General features: G+C 59.9%; 20 protein-coding genes. 12 read left to right on the top strand and 8 right to left on the bottom strand.

Translation table 11 applies throughout. The annotated features are described in order from the left end of the window. Window positions 1-127 precede the first annotated feature (127 nt). Complete coding sequence (locus tag V7M64_RS01655) at window positions 128-490, top strand: hypothetical protein (protein WP_333676577.1); 363 nt, start codon at window positions 128-130, stop codon at window positions 488-490. Window positions 491-496: 6 nt separating this feature from the next. On the opposite strand, the gene V7M64_RS01650 is transcribed toward V7M64_RS01655, so the two are convergent. Further along, a complete protein-coding gene (locus V7M64_RS01650) occupies window positions 497-769 on the bottom strand; it encodes a hypothetical protein (protein ID WP_333676576.1) in 273 nt (90 codons plus the stop codon). 1,078 nt (window positions 770-1,847) lie between these two features. Here V7M64_RS01650 and V7M64_RS01645 point away from each other — a divergent pair. From V7M64_RS01645 to V7M64_RS01630, 4 genes are all read left to right on the top strand, one after another. Then, entirely contained in the window at window positions 1,848-2,267 is a 420-nt protein-coding gene (locus V7M64_RS01645) for a hypothetical protein (RefSeq protein WP_333676575.1), read from the top strand. A gap of 75 nt (window positions 2,268-2,342) precedes the next feature. Beyond that, complete coding sequence (locus V7M64_RS01640; protein ID WP_333676574.1) at window positions 2,343-3,617, top strand: TolC family protein; 1,275 nt, start codon at window positions 2,343-2,345, stop codon at window positions 3,615-3,617. Beyond that, window positions 3,614-4,897 (top strand): efflux RND transporter periplasmic adaptor subunit, encoded by a 1,284-nt coding sequence (locus tag V7M64_RS01635; protein ID WP_333676573.1) that lies wholly within the window; start codon window positions 3,614-3,616, stop codon window positions 4,895-4,897. Before V7M64_RS01640 ends, V7M64_RS01635 begins: the two co-directional genes overlap by 4 nt. After that, window positions 4,894-8,067 (top strand): CusA/CzcA family heavy metal efflux RND transporter, encoded by a 3,174-nt coding sequence (locus V7M64_RS01630; RefSeq protein WP_333676571.1) that lies wholly within the window; start codon window positions 4,894-4,896, stop codon window positions 8,065-8,067. The genes V7M64_RS01635 and V7M64_RS01630 overlap by 4 nt, the downstream gene beginning before the upstream one ends. Before the next feature lie 231 nt (window positions 8,068-8,298). Here V7M64_RS01630 and V7M64_RS01625 read toward each other — a convergent pair whose 3' ends face one another. Continuing rightward, window positions 8,299-8,799: a hypothetical protein gene (locus V7M64_RS01625; RefSeq protein WP_333676569.1), complete on the bottom strand. Its 501-nt coding sequence runs from the start codon at window positions 8,797-8,799 to the stop codon at window positions 8,299-8,301. 334 nt (window positions 8,800-9,133) lie between these two features. On the opposite strand from V7M64_RS01625, the gene V7M64_RS01620 reads away from it, so the two are divergent. Both V7M64_RS01620 and V7M64_RS01615 read left to right on the top strand, forming a co-directional pair. Next, window positions 9,134-9,472: a hypothetical protein gene (locus tag V7M64_RS01620; RefSeq protein WP_333676567.1), complete on the top strand. Its 339-nt coding sequence runs from the start codon at window positions 9,134-9,136 to the stop codon at window positions 9,470-9,472. A 426-nt stretch (window positions 9,473-9,898) separates the two neighbouring features. Then, on the top strand, window positions 9,899-10,795 hold the full coding sequence (locus tag V7M64_RS01615) for an SDR family oxidoreductase (protein ID WP_333676566.1): 897 nt from the start codon (window positions 9,899-9,901) through the stop codon (window positions 10,793-10,795). Between the two features lie 367 nt (window positions 10,796-11,162). On the opposite strand, the gene V7M64_RS01610 is transcribed toward V7M64_RS01615, so the two are convergent. After that, complete coding sequence (locus V7M64_RS01610; protein ID WP_333676565.1) at window positions 11,163-11,939, bottom strand: hypothetical protein; 777 nt, start codon at window positions 11,937-11,939, stop codon at window positions 11,163-11,165. A gap of 362 nt (window positions 11,940-12,301) precedes the next feature. Here V7M64_RS01610 and V7M64_RS01605 point away from each other — a divergent pair, with 362 nt between their 5' ends. Beyond that, window positions 12,302-13,459 (top strand): acyltransferase, encoded by a 1,158-nt coding sequence (locus V7M64_RS01605; protein ID WP_333676563.1) that lies wholly within the window; start codon window positions 12,302-12,304, stop codon window positions 13,457-13,459. Window positions 13,460-13,638: 179 nt separating this feature from the next. On the opposite strand, the gene V7M64_RS01600 is transcribed toward V7M64_RS01605, so the two are convergent. Both V7M64_RS01600 and V7M64_RS01595 read right to left on the bottom strand, forming a co-directional pair. Next, the gene (locus V7M64_RS01600) at window positions 13,639-14,886 is read right to left on the bottom strand and encodes a divalent metal cation transporter (protein WP_333676561.1); all 1,248 of its coding nucleotides are present in this window, start codon (window positions 14,884-14,886) and stop codon (window positions 13,639-13,641) included. Window positions 14,887-15,015: 129 nt separating this feature from the next. Further along, the gene (locus tag V7M64_RS01595; protein ID WP_333676559.1) at window positions 15,016-15,510 is read right to left on the bottom strand and encodes a universal stress protein; all 495 of its coding nucleotides are present in this window, start codon (window positions 15,508-15,510) and stop codon (window positions 15,016-15,018) included. Window positions 15,511-15,932: 422 nt separating this feature from the next. On the opposite strand from V7M64_RS01595, the gene V7M64_RS01590 reads away from it, so the two are divergent. Beyond that, entirely contained in the window at window positions 15,933-16,118 is a 186-nt protein-coding gene (locus V7M64_RS01590) for a hypothetical protein (protein ID WP_333676557.1), read from the top strand. A gap of 13 nt (window positions 16,119-16,131) precedes the next feature. After that, a complete protein-coding gene (locus tag V7M64_RS01585) occupies window positions 16,132-16,569 on the top strand; it encodes a universal stress protein (RefSeq protein ID WP_333676555.1) in 438 nt (145 codons plus the stop codon). 117 nt (window positions 16,570-16,686) lie between these two features. Here V7M64_RS01585 and V7M64_RS01580 read toward each other — a convergent pair whose 3' ends face one another. Beyond that, window positions 16,687-17,571: a universal stress protein gene (locus tag V7M64_RS01580; protein WP_333676553.1), complete on the bottom strand. Its 885-nt coding sequence runs from the start codon at window positions 17,569-17,571 to the stop codon at window positions 16,687-16,689. A gap of 18 nt (window positions 17,572-17,589) precedes the next feature. Further along, window positions 17,590-18,156, bottom strand: coding sequence for a GNAT family N-acetyltransferase (locus V7M64_RS01575; protein WP_333676551.1), 567 nt, complete (start codon window positions 18,154-18,156; stop codon window positions 17,590-17,592). A gap of 201 nt (window positions 18,157-18,357) precedes the next feature. On the opposite strand from V7M64_RS01575, the gene V7M64_RS01570 reads away from it, so the two are divergent. Then, window positions 18,358-19,164, top strand: a complete 807-nt coding sequence (locus V7M64_RS01570) for a universal stress protein (protein ID WP_333676549.1) — start codon at window positions 18,358-18,360, stop codon at window positions 19,162-19,164. An 89-nt stretch (window positions 19,165-19,253) separates the two neighbouring features. Here V7M64_RS01570 and V7M64_RS01565 read toward each other — a convergent pair whose 3' ends face one another. Then, window positions 19,254-19,688 carry a CBS domain-containing protein gene (locus tag V7M64_RS01565; RefSeq protein ID WP_333676547.1) on the bottom strand — a complete coding sequence of 145 codons (435 nt, stop codon included), beginning with the start codon at window positions 19,686-19,688 and terminating at the stop codon, window positions 19,254-19,256. A 199-nt stretch (window positions 19,689-19,887) separates the two neighbouring features. On the opposite strand from V7M64_RS01565, the gene V7M64_RS01560 reads away from it, so the two are divergent. After that, window positions 19,888-20,616, top strand: a complete 729-nt coding sequence (locus V7M64_RS01560) for a cyclic nucleotide-binding domain-containing protein (protein WP_333676545.1) — start codon at window positions 19,888-19,890, stop codon at window positions 20,614-20,616. Window positions 20,617-20,661 lie beyond the last annotated feature (45 nt).

Below are 20,661 nucleotides of genomic sequence, written 5' to 3'. Positions count from 1 at the left end.
TGGACGCGCGCAGCTCAAGGCGGCGAAGCGCAGGTGAAGTGAACGCGGCCGGAAGTCATCTGCGCCCGTGTCGTACACTCGGCTGGGCGTGGATAGCCTTCGAATATCACATGGGGTACACGCAGCCATGAACACTCCTTCTACCCTCGAAGCCGAACCCGAAGACATCCCACCCCGCGCATTGGTCGACGACATCTGCGTCCACATCTTCAGTTCGTCGTCGGTAATGGTGGGTGTCTGCCTGACTGTCGTGGGCATCTTGCGCGTGGTCATCACGCTGAAAAGCAAAGACACGCTTGGCGATGATCTGCTTACCATCAATGCGATGGTCTATATGGTTTCCGGGTTGCTTTCCTATTGGGGATTGCGCACGCGCAATCGCAAGCGCAATCATCGGCTGGAATATTTTGCAGACACCACGTTTATTGCAGGCATGATTTTTACCGTAGTGAATACGGGCTTTATTACCTGGTTCATCACGGTCGGATAGCAGCCGCTATTGCCGCGTGTGGCTTTGGGCGCCCAGCCAGTTCTCGTTGCCAAGGCGGTCAAGCACATCGTCAATCTGTGTATTGATCGCCTGGAAGATGAAATAAAGCTCGGCGCGGCCGATGGTCATCATGTCGTCGTCGTTCGCCAGGTGTTCTTCGTTATAGGTGATGAGCGCCATCAGGGGCAGCATGTCCTGCAGGTGCTTGAGGACTTCGTAGCCATCTTCGGACAATAGATAGAGTTGCGGACCGCAGCGGCCGCCGTGCATGTCTTGCATGGTGTTCTCCACACGCTTAGGTCACGCCGCGTATTGCACGCGGCGTGAAGGGCTTTCAGGAAAATCCTGCTCGTTGAGTCGGAATCAGCTGCTTCCGGTTCGGCGAGTGCCCACTTTGGCTCGACGTTGCGCAGCCTGCGCAGCGGTGAAGTAGGGGAAAAGCACCGTGGCGGGGGCACGAGGACGTGCAGGTGCCGTATGATTCGATGTAACCACTGTTGACTCCTTGTTAGTTGGTGGTGGCCAGCGGATCGTTTGGGGTGCCTCCCAGGCGATCCGCGCTACTTCACTTCATGTCGGGCGTGTCGCGGTCATCACACGGATGGGCACGCCCGACAGCCGCACCTTCGCATAAAGCGCGCGGCACAATCTGTCGGTCACGAGTGCTTTAAGGCGTTGGCGAACGCCTACGCGACGCAGGCGAACGAGTTTGATGGGGCGCCGTGACAATCGTCCGCTGCTTCAACCATCCGATTGCAATTCAGGCGCCGCATGCGATTGGCAGGCCGGGTGGCCGCATGCACATGGCGCATCGGTGGCGGGAAGCTGCGCTGCCTGCTTGCAATAGTCACTGCAAAACTCGCCTTGTTCCGGGGTGAGCATGCATTGGCAACCCGCGTGGGCGCAGTGGTAGCTGGCTTCAGACATGGTGCTTCTCCGAGGCTACGGTGCTGCCACCATCGCACGGGCATGACGCAAAGCGTGTGGAGATGGGCTAAACGTTGTGTATAAGGGTTCGTTCGGAGCGCGAGGGGCGATCTTCCGCTGGGATTTCATCCTGGCCTACGCCAGTGCAGTGCTGGTTGCAAATGAACAAGGTGCCGGCTTGAACGGAGCATCTGCGCCGGTTCAGAACCGCGATACCCATCATCGGTCATCGCCATTCGAAAGGGCCGGTTCATGGCCTTGCTGAAACACCCCAAGCCTGATGGATGCCACGATATTCGCGAGTGGATGGATGTAACCATCCGTATTTCCGAACGAATGATGCTTGCAGCAGGCCATCCTCTTTTCGGTAGTACACTCCGCATCCATGACGCACCTGTCGCTCCCGAAGCTGGGTCCAACGCGTTGGCGCTTGCGCGATATCCGTCGCGCGCGCCTGACGCGCTGGTTCTTGCTGGGAGGATTGCTGTTCATGCTGGGATTGCAGTCGGCGCTTGCCGGTTACGTCTGCACCATGCCAGATGGCGCGATGGGTCCAACGATGGCCATGAGCGTATCGGCGGCTGATGCGGCCATGGCGTCAACCTGCCCGCAGATGAAACATACCGCGGCGTCCCGTGCGCTATGCGCCAAGCATTGCGCTTCCGACGCCTCCGCTCCCACGGCGCTTCCTGCGTTGTCCGTGCCGCCCAGCGCGCTGGTGGCGTTGCCCCCCGTGTTGCCAACGGCTGTTGCACTGTCGTCGCCGATGACGGCCCGGCAAAAGCAACGCGATCGTCTCCGAGCACCGCCGCCACCGGCAAACCTGCTGTTCTGCTCCCTGTTGATCTAGCGAGCCGCGCTTCGCGCTGAAGCCTCGTCGGGCTCGGTCGAGCGCGACATTCGTTGGCTCCTGGGAGTAATCACCATGTTGTTGTCCGTGTTCACCCGGCGTGCGGTGGCGTCGGGATTGGCTATCGTCCTTGGTGGGGTATCGGTCTCCACTTCCTTTGCGGCTGATTCGCCGTTGACCTTGCAGGCAGCCGTGCAAGAAGGCGTGGCCCAAGCGCCCGCGCTGATGGCGCATCACGCGCACATTGCGTCGATGCATGAAGAAGCGAAGCGTGCAGGTCGCCTGCCTGATCCTACGCTGGATTTCGGCGTGCAGAATTTTCCCGTCACCGCGCCGGGTGCTTTCAGCGTGCGCTCCGATCCGATGACGATGCGCACGATAGGGGTCACGCAGGCGCTGCCTTCCCGCGCATCGCGTTCGGCCGATCGCGAGGTGGCGAATGCCGAAATCAAAGCGGCTGATGCGGAAGGCGCCGACACTATCCAGTCGATTCAAGAGCGTGTCGCCGACGCCTGGATCGACCTTTGGGCCGCACGGCAGAAGCGCGCATTGCTCGCCGAACTCCGCGCCGAAAACGCGCTGGCCGTGCAGGTGGCGCAAGCGCGGCTAAAAGGCGGCGACGGCTCCGCGACCGATGCGTTGGCGGCGCGTGCCCAAGCCGCAGCGCTGGACAATCGCCTGGATGCCGCCGATGCGGACATTGCCGTGGCGCAAGCGGGTTTGCAGCGTTGGCTGGGACACACCGCGGCGGAGCTTGGCGATGCGCCCGATTTCGGGCAGTTGCCGGTTGCGCCTGGGTATTTGGAGCAGGCTGTCGACCAGCAAGCGCCCATGCAAATTTGGCAGGCCCGCGAACAAGTCGCGCAAGCTGCGTTTGATCGCGCGCGCGCAACCAGGCATCCCGACTGGAGTGTGAGTTTCCTTTACGGCCAACGCGCCGGCCCACTCTCGGACATGGTGATGCTGCAATTCGGCGTCACCCTGCCGCTGTTTACGCGCAATCGGCAGGATCGCGCCATCAGCGCCAAAGAAGAGCAGTGGGAAGCGGCCCAGGATGCGCATGAAGATGCGCGCCGCGAGCAGCGTGCGGCTGTTGCTCGTGCGCTGGCGACTTGGCAGGGGCTGGCGCAGCAGATTCAGCGCTACCAGAACACCATGCTTCCGCTCGATCGCGACCGCTCGAAAACGGCCTTGGCCGCCTATCGCGGTGGCGGCGCATTGCAACCCTGGCTGGATGCCCGCCGCGACGAAATCGAGCTGCGCCTGGGTTACGTCGATGCGCTCACCGCACGAGCGCGCCTGTGGGCATCGCTGGCCTATCTATTGCCAACTTCGGAGGCGATGCCATGAAGCGCGCGCTGATTGCCTTGATTGCCGTTTCCATTGCGGCGCTGTTGCTGGTTAGCGGCTACTTTGCCGGTCGACATGGGTCATCGTCTTCCGCGCCTTCGGCTGGCACGACAGCCCAAGTACCTGGCAAAAAAGTCCTGTATTGGTACGACACGATGGTGCCGGATCAGCATTTCGATCATCCGGGGCTCTCGCCCATGGGCATGCAAATGGTGCCCAGGTACGCTAACGAAGATTCCGATTCGGCCATCGTCCGTATTGATCCGGCGACGGTTCAAAACCTTGGCATACGCACGGCTCCCGTGGAGCGTCGTGCACTGGCTTGGGTGAACCAGGTTCCCGGCACCGTGACCTGGGACCTGCGCCAAGCCACGACCATCAGCGCTCGCGTCGACGGTGTGATAAATCAGCTTTACGTACGTGCTCCGTACACCGCCATCAAGACGGGCCAGCCGTTGGCGGCAATGTTGGCGCCGGCGTGGGATACCGCGCTTGCCGAATACAACGCGTTGCAGCAGGCGCAATCCTCCGACGCCAAAGCATTGCGAGTGGCGGCACGGCAACGCCTCAATGTCATGGGCCTGACCGGCGCCGATATCCGAAGTGCTCACCACGGTTCGAGCGGCGCCATAACACTGCACGCTCCGGCGAGCGGTGTAGTCACCACCTTGGATGTACAACAAGGGCAGCGCGTCAGTGCGGGTCAATCTCTGATGACCGTCAATGGTTTGTCCAGCGTATGGGTCGAAGCCGCGCTTCCTCAAGCAGTGGCCGGAACGGTACGTCGCGGCACGCCCGTCACCATAACAGTCGATGCGCTGCCCGGGCGTGAGTTCCATGGCACCGTGGAAACCCTGTTGCCCGATATCGATACGACGACACGCACGCAGCGTGCCCGCATCGTGCTCGATAACGCAGACGGTGCTTTAAGCCCAGGTATGTTTGCGTCGGTGCGCATCGCCTCGGCAAACAAAGAGGCCGTGCCGGTCATACCCAGCGAGGCAGTCATCACATCGGGTTCCCAGTCACGCGTGATCGTCGTCGAGGGGAACGGACATTTCCGGCCCGTATCCGTGCGTACCGGTCGTTCCTCGGAGGGGTACACGGAAGTTCTTGCTGGCCTGAAAGGCAACGAAACAGTCGTCGTCTCCGGTCAATTCCTGATCGACTCGGAGGCGAGCTTGTCCGGCGCACTCGATCGGCTCGATACCCATGCCGCTCAGCCCGCCACGGCGGCGAGTGTGCCGATGCCGGAAGTGCACACGGGAGATCGGCCATGATTGCCGCGCTGATCCGCGCGTCCATCGCCCATCGCGTATTCGTGTTGTTGGCGGCCGTCGTGCTGGCCGCACTGGGTGTCTATGCCACCACGCACACGCCAATCGATGCGCTGCCCGACCTCTCCGATACGCAGGTGATCATCCGCACCTCCTGGCCGGGCCAGTCGCCGCAAGTCGTGGAGGACCAAGTCACGTATCCACTGGCGACCACCATGCTTTCCGTCCCTGGCGCCAAGGTGGTGCGCGGCTATTCGTTCTTCGGAGATTCGTATGTCTATGTGCTGTTTGATGACAGCACGGATCTGTATTGGGCGCGATCGCGCGTACTGGAGTACCTGAGCCAAGTCCGCGGCAGTCTTCCAAGCGGCGTAAATCCTGCGCTGGGTCCCGATGCCACGGGGCTGGGCTGGATTTACGAATACGCCCTGGTCGACCGCACGGGAAAACACGACCTGGGCCAGTTGCGGGCCATCCAGGACTGGCTCCTTCGCTACCAGCTGAAAACGGTGCCTGACGTTGCGGAAGTAGCCACGATCGGGGGCATGGAGCGTGCTTGGCAGATCGTGCCCGATCCCCAGGCACTGGCTGCTCGCCATCTCACCGTCGCCCAACTGATCGAGGCGGTACGTGCCGCCAACGGGGCGAATGGTGGCTCGGTGATCGAGCAAGGCGAAGCAGAGCTGATCGTGCGCAGCGAAGGGTATCTGAAGACACGCGCCGATTTCGAAAATGTTCCCGTCGTTACCAGCAACGCTGGCATACCGGTATTGCTGCGTGATGTTGCTACTGTGCGGCGCGGCCCGACCTTTCGCCGTGGCATTGCAGAACTGGATGGCCAGGGCGAAGTGGTCGGCGGAGTGATCGTGCTGCGCTCGGGAAAGAATGCGCGCGCCGCGATTGTGGCCGTGAAGGCAAAGCTGGCCGAACTCCAACGCAGCCTGCCGGCGGGTGTGGAGATTGTGCCCACCTATGATCGGTCCCAACTGATCGATGCGGCGGTCGAGAACGTCTGGGGCAAGTTGCTTGAGGAGTTTGTGGTGGTCGCTTTGGTGTGCGCCTTGTTCCTTGGCCACCTGCGATCGGCTTTTGTGGCGGTTGTTACGCTGCCGCTCGGCGTGCTCACCGCTTTCATCGTGATGGACGCGCAAGGCGTGTCGGCCAACCTGATGTCGCTGGCCGGCATCGCGATCGCGATCGGCGCGATGGTGGACGCGGCCATCGTCATGATCGAGAACGCACACAAACATCTGCAGCATTGGCGCGACGCGCACGACGGACAAGAGCCGCAAGGGGCGGCACGCTGGGCCCTGGTGGCTGAGTCGGCGGCCGAAGTAGGGCCGGCACTTTTTATCAGTCTGCTGATCATCGCGCTGTCTTTCGTACCTGTATTTGCACTGCAGGGACAGGAGGGCAAGCTGTTCAAGCCGCTAGCATTCACCAAGACCTACGCAATGGCGGCGGCAGCGGGATTGGCCGTCACCCTGGTTCCTGTATTGACGGGCTATCTCGTGCGTGGACGCATTCGCCCCGAGAACGACAACCCGCTCAACCGCTGCCTGATAGCGTCGTATCGACCGATCCTGGACAAGGTGCTGCGTTATCCAAAAACAACGCTCGCGCTGGCCAGTATGCTGCTACTGAGTGCGGCCATACCCATGAGCCAATTGGGCAGCGAGTTCATGCCACCCATGGACGAAGGCACTTTGCTGTACATGCCCACCGCGCTGACGGGGCTGTCTGCGGACAAGGCTTCGCAATTGCTGCAGCTCACCGATCGCATGATCAAGACCGTTCCGGAAGTCGATCATGTATTCGGCAAAGCCGGCCGCGCGGAAAGCGCCACGGATCCGGCACCGATGGAGATGTTCGAAACCACCATCACCTTCAAGCCCAAGGATCAGTGGCGTGCGGGAATGACCATGGCCAAGATCGAAGCCGAGCTGGACCAGGCGGTGCGCGTCCCCGGCTTGACCAATCTGTTCGTACCGCCGATTCGCAATCGCATCGATATGCTGTCCACGGGCATCAAGAGCCCGATCGGCATCAAGGTGATGGGCACGAACCTGATGACGCTGCAAACCGTGGCGGATCGTATCGAAACTGTCGCCAAGCATGTGCCGGGGGTGAGTTCGGCGATAGCGGAACGCCCCGCCAGCGGACGTTACGTCGATGTGCACATCCGCAGGGACGCCGCCGCCCGCTACGGGTTGACGCAGGACCAAGTGCAACAATTGATCGCTACCGTGGTGGGTGGCGATCCCATCGGGCAGACAGTTGAAGGGCGTGAACGTTATCCCATCGTCGTCCGTTATCCGCGTCTTGAGCGTGATTCGGTCGAGGCACTGCGAGATCTGCCGATTCTCGTCAATGGCACCCAGCTCGCGCTGTCCCAGATTGCCGATATCGCCCTGGAAGCGGGGCCGTCCATGCTGAAAAGCGAAAATGGCCAGTTGGCGACGTACGTATACGTCGATACATCCGGTAGCGACCTGGGCACGGTCGTGAGCCGCCTGCAACACATCGTGGCCGAGCAGGTTTCGTTGCCGCCCGGCGTGACTGTCGCCTGGTCGGGACAGTTCGAGTATCTGGCGAGCGCCATGCAACGTTTGAGATTCGTCATACCGGCCGCGCTGGCGATTATTTTTGCCCTGATCTACCTGGTATTCCGTCGAGCGAGTGAAGCAGCGTTGATCATGGCCAGCGTACCTCTCGCGCTGGTGGGTGGTTTGTGGCTGATCTGGTTGCTCGGCCATGCGGTGTCCGTGGCGACCATGATTGGATTCATCGCGCTCAGCGGCGTTGCGGCTGAATTCGGCGTGGTGATGCTGCTGTATCTTCGCCATGCATGGGATCGACAGCTCGCGCAAAACCCTCATGCAGGTATGGCCGAACTCGATATGGCGATTCGCGAAGGTGCGGTGCAGCGTGTACGCCCCAAGGCGATGACGGTGGCAGTGATTCTGGCGGGCCTGCTTCCGATTCTTCTCGGTCATGGAGCGGGATCGGAGGTTATGCAGCGCATCGCAGCCCCCATGATTGGCGGCATGCTGACGGCGCCCCTCCTGTCGATGGTGGCAATGCCGGCGGCGTTTCGGCTGCTGGCATTGCACCGGATGCGCGAGATGGCTGCGGCATCAAGGAGGCTTCAATCTATCCCGCCTGGCAACTGACGAGGTCGTCATTGGGTTGATGGCAGAGCTGGAATTTGCCGCTCTTTGCTAAAGAGCTGTGAGTCGCCGATTTAGTTTGGAGATGAGCATCTGGGTGCAGCCAAAGTTGGAATCCAGCGACTTTGAGGCTGAAAAGGTAGTGGATTCCAACTTTGCTGGTTGGCGCAAGGCGGTGGACTTTTGCTCATGATGACCGGTTTCTATTCGGCCGAATTAAGCCAGGGCGACCGGTCACTTAATCATTTCGGATGATGGGAATGGGTATCTGATCTCTCGCACCAGGCGCGATTCCCATGGACACCAGATGCCGTTTTGCAAAAAGCCGGAGTTGGGTACGCCAACAAGCTCTATGTGCTCTTCGACCTCAAACGCAGTGGCGTCACATTGCTCGGTTGCTTGAAAGAACAGTTGGATGGAGCCTGGGTCAAGATGAAAGGGATATTCCTCGTTATAGGGAACACGACCTCGCACGACCCTGCCCAAGATATGCACGGGGTCGCCAGGCCACGCGTGATTGTGGAGAACGCGCTCGATTTGCTGCACCAACGTAGGGTCATTGACCGCTATAACAAATTCATGCGGACCAAATATGGTCGCATTGGCGCCGGTGGAACTTGGGCTGGAAGGCGTCACGAACGAAAAATAGCGTGTCTCGGTTTGTCCAGCTGCGGAAGAACTTACCGCGCCGATGGCACACGCCACTGCAAGTAACAACGCTGATTTCGCTTTCATACGTTCCTCCTTGGGCAGATTGCAAAAAACCAGTCATGCCGCGCAAGAAACCCGACTGCGAGGCAGCTCAACACTAGGGGGCTGATCATTCGCTTCGCGTTAATGAGCGCGCGAATTTTCGTAATTCGGTGAAGACGCTCAATGGGCAAGGTGTCCCGCTTACACGGCGGGGAAAAATACAGTCTTACGTATCGCGGCTGGACATGGCGATATGCCAGTGCATTGCCACATCGCCGGTCCATGCCGATCCAAAGTGGCAAGCTGCCGACCAATCCATCGCTTCGAAACGAGAGGGGCCATGTAAACTTGCGCGAATTATATTGGGGGCAGGAACATGTACCAGACTTATCATTTCATGGCCATGGCCATGACCGTGTTCGCGATACTGGTTATGGTTTTTCTTGTTGGCATTCAAATTCAGGCGTTACGTCGCTACCGGCACAAGAGTTTCCTGTTTCTTTTGATTGGAAGCTCGTTGGGCCTTGTATCTTCGTGCGTGGGCATTGCAGCGTATCTAGTGCCGCCGGGATGGTCGGTGCTGCTCCATAACCTGGAGCTTCGCTGCCTCTTTTACGTGCCTGGCGCAATATTTGGTGTTGTGGGGACGGTGAGTTTATTTGGCTCGTATGGCGAGCTTTTCAAAGCGAACCGTCAAGCAACAACGTCCCATTGATCATCGGGAGAAGGGGGCGGTGTCACCGTGGACGTGGTTCACGCTCGTACTGCGTTATCTCGGCGCCTCTGAAATTTTTACGGCCTGAGAGAATTCGTCACTGCATGCAATGTTCATGATGATAGTTATTCCGTTGGAGCTGCGGCCATGGCCTTTGTAAACCATGGGGTGGCGAGCTGCGCCTTGGGGCTGATTGCTTTACTAGGGGCTGTGCAGATTTCCGCGATCGTCATACCTCCATTGCTATCAAGCAAGCTGAGCCGGCCAATGCTGAACCAGCCAACCTCTAGCAATTGCTGGGGCGCGGAGGCTTCCAGGACGAGAAATCTGTTTATCCTGTTAGTTATTTTCATAGGATGACGTCACTACTTCATCGACATGCGCAAAGAGCAGATGCTTGCTGGCGTAAACATCGGAGATTTGCTCATGCGTGTGTTTGTAACGGGAGCCACTGGCTTTATCGGTTCAAAGGTGGTCAAGGAATTGATGGCGGCGGGCCATCAGGTGATTGGCCTGTGCCGCTCGGAGGACAAGGCGCGGGCGCTTGCGGCTGCCGGCGCGGAGGTGTATCGCGGTTCCATCGCGGACCCGGATAGCCTGAAGGACGCAGCGGCGCGTTCGGATGGCGTGATCCATCTGGCCTTCAACCATGATTTTTCGCGCTTCGTGCAGAACTGCGAGGACGATCGTCCGGTGATCCGCGCGCTCGGCGCTGTGCTCGCCGGTTCCAACCGTCCGTTGATCGTGACATCCGGCACCGGACTCGCCAATACCGTGCCTGGCGAACCGGCCAAGGAAGACAACGCGATCGTGGGTGCAAGCGCGCATCCTCGTGCGGCGTCGGAGGAAGAGGCGGCGTTGGTGGCCGCACAAGGTGTCAACGTATCGGTGGTGCGGCTTCCGCAAGTGCATGATCCCGCCAGGCAAGGTCTCATCACCCCGTTGATCGCGATGTACCGCGAGAAGGGCGTGTGCACGTATGTGGGGGATGGTCTTAATCGTTGGCCTTCGGCGCATGTCGCTGACGTAGGTAAGTTGTATCAACTGGCGCTCGAGAAGGCACAGCCGAATGCGAAATATCACGCGGTGGCGGAAGAGGGCGTGTCAGTGCGCAGCATCGCCGAAGCCATCGGCAAGCGGTTGAACTTGCCGGTGAGGTCGATTGCGCCGGAGGAAGCGCCGGCGTATGTCGGATGGCTCGCCAGGTTTATCGACCACGATGTGCCTGCGTCCAGTGCGCAAACGCGCCGGAAGCTGGGATGGGAGCCGAACGGGCCTGGGCTTGTTGCTGATCTTGAGCGGCTTGAAGTATCGGATGCTTGAGTCATGACACATGCTCAAGGCAACACTGATCAAGTATCGCTGGCGTCACCAGCCCTGTCTGGTCGCAGGCCTTCGGTCTGTCGTCTCGAGGATGCGCCAGTCTGCTTTCGCCGACGGCCCTGTGGCCTGCGAACAGGCAGGGTCGTCGGCAATACTTGTTCAGCGTTGCCTTCAATACCGCCACCCCGGCGAAAGCCGGGGCCCAGTGACTTCAAAGAGCCAAAAAGTCGCTGGGTCCCGGCTTTCGCCGGGATGACGAATCGACGCAGCGGAACGCGAGCCCCGACGTTCCCGGGCCCATGCAGGCCATATTGGGAATCGGCTGCGCCTCACCCCAACCCACATGTGCATCCTGGTCCCCGATTTTTTATTGGCCACTCGCCATGTACGTCAATTCGGCGCTATAGCTATCCACATGCTCCGACTCGTTCTGCACTGCGTCGTTGACAGACTTGCGAATCGCTTGCCCACTGTCCTTGCCGTAGACGTTCTCGACCATCTTCCACACGGAAGGGTCGGGTTCTTTGCCAATCTCCGCCCAGCTTTTGGCAGGAATAACCAGGATAAAGTCAGGTGCATCGCCAGCGCCTTCACGAACCGCGCCGATCATGTAGTTGACGGCCCAATTCGATTTCTCGGCAGCGGCAGCGATTTTTTTCGCGGCAGCTGTAAAGGCTTCCGTGGCCTCATGCCCGGGCTTGAGCTTGAAATACGTCACTTCAATATAAGCCGACGTCGGCGGCTTGCCCTTGGGCATATGGCTCAATGCCGGCATCATTTCAAAAAATGCGCTCGTCTCGCTTTTCAAATGCGGATTGACGGCCGCCCTTAGCGCCTGGTCGCACGCCTTGCCTGCGGCGCTCATCGCGTCAAAGGCTTCCCACGAAAGGGGATCGGTGACATACGAATACGCGTAGGTATTTCCCGTCTCGTGTATCCATGCCTTCCACGTATATTTAAAGCCATGTTGGTGCAGGCACTGATTGAAGTTTTTGACGCCGGTTTCATAAGCCTGTTGATCGGCAGGAACCACAATATCGGTGTAGTCCCGCACAATGGTCGAACCGCTCTTATCCGCTGCCTGCGCTCCGGCGGCACATGACAATGCAAACGACAATGCTACCCATGGTGTGATGGTGTTCATGAGAACCTCGCTTGGGGCTGTTGCCCGGCACGGTTGATGAGACCCCTGATCACTTCGGGCGGAAGAAGCGCATCCAGTATGCGCGCAATTCCGGGCGCCGCAGGCGTCCGGCGTAATGCGATGATTTTTAAGATAAACAACACCAGGCTGTGCCTGGCCTGGGTAGGCTGGGATGAAAATCCAAGCATCTTTTGAGTGCCTGATGCTGGGATTTCATCCCTCGCCTATAGGGCCACCGCATTGTGAAATAAATAAGGACTGCCATGCGATGGCTGTACTCGCGCCAGTGCATTGCCATAAATCGCCGTCAAACTGGTGCGCTCGTTGAAGGGGCGTCAAGCCGTTTGCGAAAAGGGGACATCATGGAACGAAAACCAGGCCTGGACCTGCTTCGCGCGGTCGCCATCCTGTGGGTGATGCCGTTTCACAGCTATATCGCCGGCTATATGGGCGGCGGCGTATGGCGCTGGAGCGGCTGGATGGGTGTGGATCTGTTCTTTGCGTTATCCGGCTTTTTGATCGGCTCGCAGGTTTTCAATGCACTGGTTTCGCGCGGCAACGTGGATTGGGTGGATTTTTATCTGCGGCGGGGCTTTCGTACCTTGCCTGCCTACTTTGTGATGCTGGGTATCTATATCGCCTGGCCTTCGATGCGCGAAGCCGCCGGCATGATGCCGTTGTGGCAGTTTCTTACCTACACACTCAACCTGTTCATTGATCCAAACCGTGCCGCCTTTTCACACGCCTGGTCATTGTGCGTGGAAGAGCAGTTCTATCTGTTGTTCCCGTTGCTGGCGCTCTTGCTTGTACGCACGGGCCGGCTTATGCGTGGCGCAATGGTTATCGTGGTGTTGGCGCTCGTTGGAATCGTACTTCGCGCCTGGCTATGGACCCACTTTGTGCAACCCCTTCAGGTTCATGGCGACGAAGCGGGCGACACATACCTGCGCTTGCTCTACTACCCCACCTATGCACGCCTGGACGACCTGCTCGGCGGCGTTGCGCTGGCAGCGGCGAGCAGTTATCGCACGCGGGTTTGGGTATGGTGCGAGCGCCACGCCAATGCGCTGCTGGTGGCTGGCGTCATGCTTACCGGCCTGTGCATGTGGGGTTTCGATGGACAACAGCGCTTTGGCCTGGTCGCCAACGTGTTCGGTTACCCGGTTCTCGCCACGGCCATGACCGTACTCGTAGCGAGTGCGGCGAGCCGCCGCAGTGTATTGGCGCGTATTCGCATCCCCGGGGCGGCATGGTTTGCGGCCACCTCATACAGCCTCTATCTGACTCACAAAATGGTGTACGGGCAATTGCACGGGCGTTTCGCGCCATGGGTCGACGGTCACGGCATATGGACCGTGCTGCTCTATGTAACAGCCATACTCATCGTGGGCACTGCATTTCATCATTTGGTGGAGCGTCCCTGTTTGCGGCTGCGCGAACCGGTACGCCGGATATGGGCACAGCGGAAAGCCGCTCCATGGCTGCATCAGCAATTGATGCGCACTGACGGATATCGTTGAGGACGGTTTTCCTGAATTTACTGGAAAACTTCTTCATCTCGGCGAAAGCCGGAACCCAGTGCCTTTCGCTTTAACCCAGCTTTTGCCGAGGTGACGATATATGAAGCCATCGGCCCGTTTGGGACTCAACGCTAGTCAGGTGAAAGCCGGGAAGGACTACCCTTCGCGTAGCTGAGATTTCAAAGAGGAACCAACATATACAACGCCGTGACACCCATGACGAACGCACTGGTCCAGCCCAGACAGCGCACAAGCCTGGGCGCCGTAAACTCGCCCATCATCGATGGCTTCGACGCGATGACGACGATGACCACGATCAGCGGCACGGCAACCACGCCATTGACCACAGCACTCCAGAACAAGGCCTTCATTGGCGGCACCGATGAGTATTGAATGGCCAATGCCGCCAGCACACTCACGGTGATAACGCCATAGAAACCCCGCGCATCCTTGGCCGAGCGTTCCAGGCCCCACCGCCAATCCATCGCTTCGCATAGCGCATAGCTGGCCGAGCCCGCCAACACCGGCACGCCGATAAGGCCCACGCCGAGTACGCCAAGCGCAAACACCATCGCCGCAAATTCACCGGCCAATGGCTGCAAGGCACTGGCCGCCTGTGCAGCCGTGGTGATGTCGGTGATGCCCGCCACGTGCAAGGTGACCGCTGTGGCCAGAATGATGAAGTACGCCGCAAGGTTGGAATAGAACATGCCGCCCCAGGTATCCCACTTGATGCGCAGCAGTTCGGTGAATCCGGCGGCGGGATCCAGCCGCAGCGGTTTTGCGTCGGCGTGCAAATGCATGTCTTCGATTTCTTCGGATGCCTGCCAGAAAAACAGGTACGGGCTGATGGTGGTGCCGAACACGCCGACGATGACGGTGGCGGCGGTTCCGTCCAGGTGCAGGTGGGGCCATAGCGTGCGCCACGCTACGGCTTTCCACGGCACATGCACGGTAAACAGCACGGCGGCGTAGGCAAGCAGCGAGAGCGTCAGCCATTTGAGGTAATGCACGTAGCGGTGATAAGGCACAGCGATTTGCGCCGCCAGGGTCATCACCACAAAGCATACCGTCATGATGTGCCGGTTGATCGAGGTTACCAGTTCGGCCGCTTCGCCCATCGCGGCAATATCCGCGGCTATGTTGAGTGTGTTGGCGAACAGCAACATCAGCACCACCCCTTTCAACACATACGGGGGAAACGCCTGCTTGATGTTGGCCGCCAATCCTTTGCCGGTCACGCGTCCGATGCGTGCACACATCGATTGCACCGCCCCCATCATCGGAAAGCTGAGCGGCATGGTCCAGAGCATGTTGAGGCCGAACTGCGCACCGGCTTGCGAATAGGTGGCAATGCCGCTTGGGTCGTCGTCGGCGACGCCGGTGATCAAGCCGGACCCAACGTGCAGCAAGGGGTGTTGGGCCAATCGTTTCCACCAGGTTTTGTCACGCGCGCTTTTTTCAGCGGGGGATGCCGAAGACTGGGCATCACTTTCAGGGAGAGGTTGCTCGCGCATGACTGCTGTGCCGATATGAGGGGACCTTGCGTTTCGTGTTTATCGACATACCAGCACCGGTACCGGGCTGCGCATCGACACCTTTTGCGTCTCGCTCCCCAACAGCAGGCGGTTCACGCCGTGCCAACCATGCGTGGCCATCACGACCAGATCGCAGTGATGCTCGGTGACTGCGTTTAGGATGGCTTCGTGCGGATGCTCGCCGAATACGTAGTGGCATTCGCATGGCACCCTGGCCTGCTTGGCCAAGGCGAGGGCGCTGTCCAGATAGTGGGAGGCGCTTTCCAATGCATGCTGGCTGTAGCGCAATTCGGCTGCGGCGAGAAATTCAGTCATGTATGCGATGGCGTTGTACGGCGGCACCACGTGCATGGCTATCGCCGTGGCGCCGAGGGACCTGGCCAGCTCAAGACCCATGCTGAATGCGCGCAGCGACAATTCCGATCCGTCGATCGGTAGCAGGATGCGTTCGAACAATGGCGTTGGCTGCGTCGCGCGGGAATCAGCCGTGCTTTCGGTGGCGATGGTGGACATGGGCAGAGCCTCCGGTGTTTATGCGTGCACGGGTTGAGTGCGCTTGTAGGGCAGGGTGGCATGTGCAGGGACGGACGTATTGATCGCGGTCAAGTGATAGTCCATCGCACGTATCCCAACACTCGCGAGCGTGCGCCCTCTTCAGGGGCAGCGGGACGATCGCGCCCGGCATCACGTCTGACGCACGCAATTGATCGCGATCAAGACGAGGATTTCTTCGCCGGCCTAGCCTGTCATCGTGTTGATGACAGGAGCAGCGTCATGCATCCATTGCAGCGATATCGATTTGCTGAACGCGTCGGCGTGGCGATTTTGCGTCGCGGGTGCGAGCTGGTCTTTTTCCATGCCTGCGGGCATGCCCTGGTGCCCATTCCGGTGCGCAACCCATACACCCGCCGGCGCGCAGACAGGAGGGAGTGGTCATGAGACCTCAGTCGACAGATCCTGCGTTTTCCACGCGTTCCATCATCTTTCTGTTGATCGCCGTAGCCTGCGCGTTGATCAGCCTTATAAGGGGCTACGAATCGATCTGGCTGGTTGCGGAATGGACGGGTGGTATCAGTGCGCTGGCCTTTATCGCCAGCCTGGTCAGCGATGCACGCAAGTGAGCGAACCTTCGCCATGTTCAAGAACATCCTTATTCCTACCGACGGCTCCGATCAGGCCCTGCGCGCAGCGCACACCGGTATAGCGTTGGCCAAACGGCTTGGCGCGCGAGTGCATGCTTATCATGTATTAGCGCCGCTCGCCGCGGTTGCGCAATTTTCGGACCTGATCCGGCATGCGCCGGATGATTACCACCAGGAAGCCGTGACCCGCGCCGAGCGACAGCTTGAGGCGGTCCATAATCTGGCCAACCAAGCCGGAGTGCCGTTCGATGGCGGTTATGCGTTCGATCAACGCCCCTATAGCGCGATTGTCGGCGCGGCACGGCAATACGATTGCGATTTGATCGTGATGGGAACGCATGGCCACTCGGGCGTGGACCGGTTGCTGATGGGCAGTCAGGCCAGCAAGGTGCTCAGCTGTAGCGATATTCCGGTATTGATTTGCCACTGAGTGCTTGGGAATTTCAACGCTTTTGCCTGCCGATATTATTGATGTTATTGCGAAGCGAGCCGTCATTCCGGCGAAGGCCGCCGGAATGACGAGCGAAAACGTGGGGATACCTCAGCATCAGTGCTGCATGAAAACAGGGATATCGGCGTAAGCCATGACATGCCGAGTGGCGCCACCCAGCACGCGTTCGCGTATGCGCGAGTGTCCATAGCCGCCCATCACCAACAGGTCGGCCGCTTCGGTGCGTACCCGGTTCAATAACGCCTCGCCGGCTTCGTCGGCGGACGCGTTGATATAGTGCGGTTTGGCCGCGATACCGTGATGCATGAGATAGACGACCGGGTCCGGCTGGGCCACGCTGAGCTGAGCAGGGGCGGGTTCGCGGATGTGGCCATTGATCAGGCTGACCTCGTCGGCAAGCTGCAACAGCGGCAACGCGCTACGCAAGGCGCGGGTAGATTCAAAGCTGCCGTTCCAGGCCACCACAATGCGCTTGAAGGACACTGGCTTGTTCCAGTCTGGCGGCAGCACCAGGCAAGGTATGCGACTGCCCAGCATGGCTTCGCCGAGGACATCGAAGATGCGTGTTTCGTCCACCATGCCGCGCTCGAGCACGGCCAGGTCGTGCCAGGCGCCCAGCTTGCGCAGCGTGGGCGCGATGGCTGTGCGTGTCACCATCCAGGCCGCGTGAAGTACGCCATGGTTTTTGGCATAGGTCTGGAACGCATCGGCTTCGGCAATCTCCTCGTGGCCGGTGTCCGACAGTAAGCTGAGCACCGTGGGATCCTCATCCAGCGCACGCAGCTCGCGGAGGCAGCCTGGGACATAGCAGCCGGACACGTTGCCATGCCAGCGCGCGGCGATGTCGATGGCGGTCAGTAGCGCCGGACTCCAGGGCATGGTCGATGTGCCCAGCGCGAGCACATCATGGAACTTCGACGGCGTATGTGTCGGAAGGGGCCGGGTACCCGCACTGACATGGCGGGACGTTTGGATGCTCATGAACGTTCTCCGTCAGCGCTACAGTGCGAGGGAATAGACCACCGTCCTGGGATCGTCCGGATTGGATTCGCACTGGAAGCCCATGAAATGGGCCAGTTCGCGCATCGGTTCGTTGGTGCTGTCGTCAATCGAGAACATGCGCGTGAATTTGTTTTTACGCGCCACGTCGATCAAGTGCTTCATCAGCACGACGGCCAAGCCGCGATGGCGCCAATCATCGGCCACCGTTACCGCGCATTCGCATTGCAGGCCGTCTTGGCTTGCCGCATAGCGGCTGATGCCGACTTCGCGCAGGCGCCCATCATCGTGCGCCAGAGCGACGAAAGCCATGTCGTGCGCATAGTCGACGTGCATCAACTGATCGAGCAGTTGCTTGCCAGGTTCCTTGAAATCGCACAGAAAGCGGTAGCGTCTTGCTTCAGAAGACAACTGGCGGATGAAGGCGTCTTCAAGCCCGCGATCGCTTTCGCGCAACGGGCGGATCAGTACGCGTGTTCCGTCGCGCAACGATTCGATCCAGTGGTCGCCTTGCAAGGCGGGAACGGTGCCCGGTATGGCGGACAATGGCTTGGCGGAAGGAGACATGGCGAGAACCTCGCTTCAGTGGTGCCCCAGGAAGGTGTGTATGTTGTAACCGCACGCGGTCCTGCGTCACTTGACGATGATCAACTGCGCTGCAGGTGGCCATGCAAACGTGGAGCGCGGCGCGCCAGTTGACCAGGATCAACACAGCGCCATGGAGCATGTAGGACAGTTCGCGCATGCGATTGCAACCTAGGTGGTGTCATGCTTGAGCTGCTTATCAATGTGAAGGACACGCGCGACGACGACGCGGCCATGCAAGCCGGAATGGCGCTGGCCAGCCGCCACCACGCATACGCGACCGGCCTGAATATCGTGGAGGTCTACCCATCGACCATGGCCATGCCGGACGTCGCCCGCGTACTTGAGGAAGAGGAAGAAGAAGCCAGGGCATGCGATGCATGGTGGGGCAATACCTGCCGCAGGAACGGCGTTGATGGCGCGTGGGAGGTGATCCGCGGCATATACGCCTCGGTATTGGCGCGGCGTTCCTGCATGGCAGACTTGACCGTCAGCCGTTTGCCGAACGGTGGAGACACGCCTCCCAACGGCATGGATCACATTTCGCAGGCGCTGCTTGCGTCAGGCTCGCCCATGCTGCTCGTGCCGCAAACTTGCGGCGATCCATCGTTCCGGCTGGAACGGATCCTGGTGGCGTGGAACAGCACCGAGCCAAGCATGCATGCCTTGCGCGCCGCACTACCGTTTTTGCGCGACGCCACCATGGTGGACATGGTGGATGGTTCCTTCGACGAGTTGCCGGGCATCGCGCCGCCGCTGTTGCCGGTACGCGATTGGTTGAAGCGGCACCACGTAACCCTGAGCTCGCTGCGGGATTTTCCTCCTTCGACCCACGTTGGCGAAGCCCTGCTGGAGCAGGCATACGCCGCGCATGCGGACTTGCTGGTGATGGGAGCTTGGGGCCATTCGCGGGTGAGCGAGTGGATGCTGGGTGGAACGACGCGGCATGTGCTGAAGCATGCGAAGTTGCCGGTGTTGGTGGCGCATTGAATCGTGGGCCGGAACCGTAGGCCGGGATGAAATCCCAGCTTGTTTAGGTGGCGATGCTGGATTTCATCCTGGCCTATGCACGCGCAGCCTCAATCTATCGCCTTGGCACCATTCACCGCGCCCGACACGCGATGCAGCAGCTCGGCCAAGGCGGTGACCACATCATCCAGCGTGACGATGCCGATCAACATACCCTCCTCATCCACGATCGGCAGGCGGCGCACATGGCTGCCTAACATGATGTCGACCAGTTCATCGATGGTTGCATCGGGACGGCAGGTGGCCAGCGGTAGTGATTCGATGTCATGCAGGGATGGTTTTTCTTCGCCGTTCTCGTGCGAGCGGAAACGCAAAGCCAGGTCGCGGTCGGTCACGATGCCGCTTGGAAGCGCGCCAAGCACGGTGTTTCTCGTCACGACGATGCAGCCGACGTCGTGGTGTCGCATCGTGCAAGCGGCTTCTTCGGGACTGGATGATTCGTTGAGCTGGATGACGCGGGTGGTTCCGATATCTGCGGCGCGCATGGCAAGGTTCCTCCATAGAATGATATCGACGCTACGACAGGCCTGGATGGCGCGCTTGATGCGCATCAAGCCGATGCGCAGCGCCCCGGTTGTTACACACCGTTACAAACCGTTGCCACCCCGAACTCGCGTGGTTACACGCCGCGCCTAGAGTCGACCCTGCAGCCGACAGAGACTGCGTTTTTTCGGGGAAAACATCATGACCGCACCAGTACCTGCCGTCGGCACCGCACCCACGGCCAAACCGTATACGTTCCTGGCGTTGGCCGATGGTGGTGACCTGGACATCGAAACATTGCGCCAGCACGTGCCGGTGCGACGCTGCAAGCATGCCGCCGGGCAAAGCATCTATCACGCAGGCCAGCCGTTCCAGGCACTGTATCTGGTCCATGCCGGTTCCTACAAAACCTGCGAGCTGGCCGATGATGGGCGCGAACAGGTCACCGGTTTTCGCATGCGCGGCGACCTGATGGGCGCCGAGTCGATCGGCCTCAAAAATTATTCTTGCGACGTGATCGCGCTGGAAGACAGCGAAGCATGGGAGCTGCCGTATCCGGCCGTGCTGCGTGCCTGCCTGCATTTGCCTCAATTGCACACCCATATCACCACCGCGCTGGCTGCCGAAGTGCGCAGCGACCGTTCGTGGATGCTGATGCTGGGCACCCTGGCGGCGGAGCGCCGCGTGGCAGCCTTCCTGCTTGATGTTGCGGCACGCTATGCGCAATTGGGATTCAGCCCCAGGCATTTCATCCTGCGCATGAGCCGGATCGACATGGCTAGTTTCCTGGCGCTGAAACACGAAACGGTCAGCCGCGCCCTATCGCGTCTGCACGACCTCAGCTATATCGCCGTGCAGCGCCGCGAGGTTCGCGTGCTGAACATGGATGGCTTGCGTGCGATGGCGGGAACCGGCGTGGTGTTGAATTGACGACAGTTAGGGATGCTCTGATCTATTCCAGAGGCCCGGCATGAC

This window comes from Dyella sp., from assembly GCF_036746095.1.
Taxonomy (GTDB): Bacteria; Pseudomonadota; Gammaproteobacteria; order Xanthomonadales; family Rhodanobacteraceae; genus Dyella_B.
The sequence above is the reverse complement of the archived record's forward strand: the minus strand, read 5'-3'. Positions and strand labels throughout refer to the sequence as shown.

Bases quoted from the DNA above. Each gene is read 5' to 3' on its own strand.
- V7M64_RS01655 (WP_333676577.1), top strand. From the start codon at position 128: ATGAACACTCCTTCTACCCTCGAAGCCGAACCCGAAGACATCCCACCC.
- V7M64_RS01650 (WP_333676576.1), bottom strand. From the start codon at position 769: ATGCAAGACATGCACGGCGGCCGCTGCGGTCCGCAACTCTATCTATTG.
- V7M64_RS01640 (WP_333676574.1), top strand. From the start codon at position 2,343: ATGTTGTTGTCCGTGTTCACCCGGCGTGCGGTGGCGTCGGGATTGGCT.
- V7M64_RS01635 (WP_333676573.1), top strand. From the start codon at position 3,614: ATGAAGCGCGCGCTGATTGCCTTGATTGCCGTTTCCATTGCGGCGCTG.
- V7M64_RS01630 (WP_333676571.1), top strand. From the start codon at position 4,894: ATGATTGCCGCGCTGATCCGCGCGTCCATCGCCCATCGCGTATTCGTG.
- V7M64_RS01625 (WP_333676569.1), bottom strand. From the start codon at position 8,799: ATGAAAGCGAAATCAGCGTTGTTACTTGCAGTGGCGTGTGCCATCGGC.
- V7M64_RS01620 (WP_333676567.1), top strand. From the start codon at position 9,134: ATGTACCAGACTTATCATTTCATGGCCATGGCCATGACCGTGTTCGCG.
- V7M64_RS01615 (WP_333676566.1), top strand. From the start codon at position 9,899: ATGCGTGTGTTTGTAACGGGAGCCACTGGCTTTATCGGTTCAAAGGTG.
- V7M64_RS01610 (WP_333676565.1), bottom strand. From the start codon at position 11,939: ATGAACACCATCACACCATGGGTAGCATTGTCGTTTGCATTGTCATGT.
- V7M64_RS01605 (WP_333676563.1), top strand. From the start codon at position 12,302: ATGGAACGAAAACCAGGCCTGGACCTGCTTCGCGCGGTCGCCATCCTG.
- V7M64_RS01595 (WP_333676559.1), bottom strand. From the start codon at position 15,510: ATGTCCACCATCGCCACCGAAAGCACGGCTGATTCCCGCGCGACGCAG.
- V7M64_RS01590 (WP_333676557.1), top strand. From the start codon at position 15,933: ATGAGACCTCAGTCGACAGATCCTGCGTTTTCCACGCGTTCCATCATC.
- V7M64_RS01585 (WP_333676555.1), top strand. From the start codon at position 16,132: ATGTTCAAGAACATCCTTATTCCTACCGACGGCTCCGATCAGGCCCTG.
- V7M64_RS01580 (WP_333676553.1), bottom strand. From the start codon at position 17,571: ATGAGCATCCAAACGTCCCGCCATGTCAGTGCGGGTACCCGGCCCCTT.
- V7M64_RS01575 (WP_333676551.1), bottom strand. From the start codon at position 18,156: ATGTCTCCTTCCGCCAAGCCATTGTCCGCCATACCGGGCACCGTTCCC.
- V7M64_RS01570 (WP_333676549.1), top strand. From the start codon at position 18,358: ATGCTTGAGCTGCTTATCAATGTGAAGGACACGCGCGACGACGACGCG.
- V7M64_RS01565 (WP_333676547.1), bottom strand. From the start codon at position 19,688: ATGCGCGCCGCAGATATCGGAACCACCCGCGTCATCCAGCTCAACGAA.
- V7M64_RS01560 (WP_333676545.1), top strand. From the start codon at position 19,888: ATGACCGCACCAGTACCTGCCGTCGGCACCGCACCCACGGCCAAACCG.